At 48.7% G+C, this 4,353-nt stretch carries 1 protein-coding gene; it reads left to right on the forward strand.

Annotated features, from left to right (window positions below; genetic code table 11):
- The first annotated feature begins 85 nt into the window (after window positions 1–85).
- Window positions 86–4,306, forward strand: coding sequence for an ATP-binding protein (locus ACLFWI_RS27510; protein WP_446415578.1), 4,221 nt, complete (start codon window positions 86–88; stop codon window positions 4,304–4,306).
- Window positions 4,307–4,353: the final 47 nt, after the last annotated feature.

A 4,353-nucleotide genomic window follows, 5' to 3' on the forward strand; every position in this document is an offset into this window, starting at 1 on the left:
TAACCCTTTTGTGTTAGAATTTTTGAGTGTTTTGTCATTTTAAAGCATATAAACCGCTCAAAGCGTTTACTGGAGAATCCCTTATATGACAAGTAGCTACAGTGCCGATCAGATTCAAGTCTTGGAAGGTCTCGAAGCGGTACGCAGACGTCCGGGAATGTACATTGGTTCTACCGGTCCACGGGGACTCCATCATCTAGTTTACGAGGTTGTAGACAATTCGATCGATGAGGCGCTGGCTGGCTATTGTACTCATATCGAAGTTGACTTCAACGCCGATGGTTCCGTTAGCGTTACCGACGATGGACGGGGTATTCCCACTGATACTCATTCTAAAACCGGCAAATCAGCATTGGAAACCGTAATGACGGTACTGCACGCGGGCGGTAAGTTTGGCGGCGGCGGGTATAAAGTGTCGGGCGGATTGCACGGGGTTGGGGTTTCTGTCGTCAACGCCCTGTCAGAATGGGTGGATGTTACGGTTTGGCGAGAGAAAAAGGTTCATACCCAGCGCTACGAACGCGGTATTGCCATGGGTGATTTGGTTGTCAAACCCAGTAAAGAAGATCGCACGGGAACGTCGGTGACGTTCAAACCCGACACACAAATCTTTACCAATGGGATCGAGTTTGACTACAGTACGGTAGCAGGGCGACTGCGAGAACTCGCCTATTTGAATGGCGGCGTGAGGATTACGTTTACCGATCACCGCATCTCTCCCGAACGCATCGACAGCTACCACTATGAGGGAGGTATCCAGGAATATGTGGCATACATGAACCGGGAGAAGGCACCCCTACACCAAGAAATTATTTATGTTCAGGGTGAACGGAATAATGTGCAAGTGGAAGTGGCGCTGCAATGGTGCGTGGATGCTTACAGCGATAACCTGCTAGGATTTGCTAATAATATCCGCACGATTGACGGTGGAACTCACTTAGAGGGATTAAAGACAGTTCTGACTCGGACATTGAACGCGATCGCACGCAAGCGGAATAAACTGAAAGACAATGAGGCTAACCTGGGCGGTGAGAATGTTCGGGAAGGATTAACTGGCGTCATTTCTGTCAAAGTCCCTGATCCTGAATTTGAAGGACAAACTAAAACCAAACTGGGGAATACCGAAGTCCGAGGTATCGTGGATTCCCTGGTGGGCGAAGTGTTGACAGAGTACCTGGAATTTCGTCCTCAAGTCGCTGATTCTGTTTTAGAGAAAGCCATCCAAGCCTTTAAAGCCGCAGAAGCCGCACGTCGGGCGCGGGAGTTGGTACGGCGGAAGTCTGTATTAGAGTCGTCTCCTCTACCGGGTAAGTTAGCCGATTGTAGTTCCAGAGATCCGGCTGAATCGGAAATCTTCATCGTTGAGGGAGATAGTGCAGGGGGCTGTTTTGATGGCGATACGCTAGTTGCGTTAGCCGATGGGCGTTCTCTCAGCTTCAAAGAAATTGTGGCGGAACAGGCGAAGGGGAAAGAGCATTTTTGCTACACCATTCGCCATGATGGAACGATTGGGTTAGAACGGATTATCCACCCTCGGATCACAAAGGCGAATGCCCAAGTGATTCAGGTGACGCTGGATAATGGGGAAACGCTGATTTGTACACCAGATCACCCCTTTATGTTGCGAGATGGTAGCTACAAAGCCGCCGCCTTATTAACGCCAGAGGATTTCCTGATGTCCCTGAATGCCAAGCTATCAGAACGAAGCCGAGGGCAGAGGGTAGCAGAGATTGATGCGGCTGGGTTCAACACCCGCTTATCTGAAGTGGCGTTTTCTCGTGATGTCCAAGCCAATGGGGTATATCCCACAGTCGGGGCTGTAGGGGCACCATCCTTGCGCCCTCACCCCGGGCAAGATACGAAAGAATCATCAGTAGCTCTGTTGGTACGCGAGGAGTCTCCATCCCGGAAAGACAATCATCGGGTTGTTGCTATCGAACGCCTAGACAAACGGGTGGATGTTTACGATATTGAAGTTCCCCATACCCATAACTTTGCCCTAGCCAGTGGCGTTTTCGTTCACAATAGTGCCAAACAAGGACGCGATCGCCAATTTCAAGCGATTCTACCTCTGCGGGGTAAAATTCTCAACATCGAGAAAACCGATGATGCCAAAATTTACAAGAACACAGAAATTCAGTCTCTGATTACCGCCCTGGGTTTGGGTATCAAAGGTGAGGAATTTGATCCCTCGAATCTGCGTTACCACCGCATCGTAATTATGAGTGTCGCCGGAGATGAACCCACTCTGGTTATGGATGATACTGGACGCACGGAATTTGTCTCTATTGGGGGGTTCATTGATGATTGCATTGAAGGGCGCCGCACCACCGAACGCTATCGAGTGATTTCCTTTGATCCGGTGACACACGCCACCCGCTTCCGCCCTCTGAAAGCCGTGATTCGTCACAGCCATGAGGAACCGATGTACAAAATCACCACGCGCTACAATCGCTCGGTGAAGGTAACGTCTTCTCATAGTGTCTTTGTCTATGAGGATGGAGAAGTTCGCCTGAAAAAAGGCAATGAAGTGAAACCCGGTGATTGGTTGGTAGCGAGTCGGCGTTTACCGCGCCCCACTGAAACTCCGACGCGAGTAGATTTGCTCAAAACATTGTATCGAGCCGGATTGACTCAATCCCTTTATCTGCAAGGGGAAGATGTGCGAAAAATTGCCAGCCAACGGGTTCTGGCAAAGGTGACGCGACCTGATCAATGGAATGAGCCACGGGTTAAGCTAGACTCAGCCGGATGGCAACAGTTAATCACCCAACGTCAAGGGTTAGGAATATCCCAGAAGCAGGTGGCGACGACAGTTGGCGTGAAGCAACCGATTACAATTAGTCACTGGGAACGGGGGATGAATCGTCCCACGTTACCGGATTTCCTCAGTTATCTGGATGCGATTGGCGGAAATGATAATGTGAGTTACGAGACGTTGCCCTCGAAGCTGGACAACTGTTTAGCCCAAGATGATACGAGTAAAAATGCCCGTTGGCGTGAGGTGAGTAACTATAAACCCTTTGACTACTTTACGCCGAGTGAACTGGCGCAGCTTGGTGACGAGGTGCAACTTGTACCCCAGGCGCATACAAATAAGGCATTTAACCGCTATTTGCCGATTACGCCGGAACTAATGTGGTTCTTGGGGTGGTATGTAGCGGAAGGCACTTTGAGTAAACATCAAGTGAGTCTGAGTTTAGGTAAAAAGGATGAACCGTTTATCCCTGAACTGATCACGGCGATTGAAAAGGTTTTCGGTGAGACACCACGTCGCTATAATGATACCCGATACGATGGAATTAAACTTTATTTCCACAGTGTTGCCGCTGCGCGACTATTACAAGCGTGGGGATTGAATGGATGGGCGCACGAGAAGAAGTTGCCGGATATTGTCTTTAGCTTACCTGAATCCTTGCAACTGACATTTTTGGAGGGTTATTTACTCGGTGATGGCTCAGTTACCCAAAATAACATTGTCTTTGGAACGGTTTCTGCCACATTGAAAGATGGGTTACTCTATCTATTGGGACAACTTGGTTTAATTGCTGGTGTTCACAATAGCCAGCACCGAAATCCTCCTGAATCTCCTGTTCAAACACGACATCTTGCATACTTTATTCGCATCTACAGTAAAGAGCAACTCGAACAGTGTCGGCTGATCTGGCAGCGCCATCATCAGGCAAAACGATTGGAAGATTATCTGGCACGTCCAAAGAGTCAGCCGCAACAATATCTACCCATCAGTGATGATTTGATGGGATTAAAAGTGGTGGAGAATCATGAAGTTGAATTGGTGGGTGACTATGTGTATGATTTCTCTGTGGAAGGTGACGAAAACTTTATTTGTGGTACAGGAGGATTGGCAGCAAAGAATACGGACGCTGATGTCGATGGCGCCCATATCCGCACTCTGTTACTTACCTTTTTCTACCGTTATCAACGGGCATTAGTGGATCAAGGATATATCCACATTGCTTGTCCACCATTGTATAAAGTAGAACGCGGACGCAATCATTACTACTGTTATAGCGATCGCGAACTCACCAACCTGGTTCAAAATGAGTTCCCCGCTAACGCCAATTACACGATCCAACGGTTTAAAGGGTTGGGTGAAATGATGCCAGTACAACTCTGGGATACCACCATGAATCCGGAAACGCGGACGATGAAGCGGGTGGAGATCGAAGATGCGGCTGAAGCCGATCGCATCTTTACCGTTCTCATGGGCGATCGGGTTGCTCCCCGGCGGGAATTCATTGAAACTTATGGTTCTCGACTGGATTTGACTGATCTAGATATCTAGGTTTCCAGGTAGCAAGGTTTAGATCCCCCTAAATCCCCCTTCAAAAG

This window comes from Coleofasciculus sp. (assembly GCF_046539235.1).
Taxonomy (GTDB): domain Bacteria; phylum Cyanobacteriota; class Cyanobacteriia; order Cyanobacteriales; family Coleofasciculaceae; genus Coleofasciculus.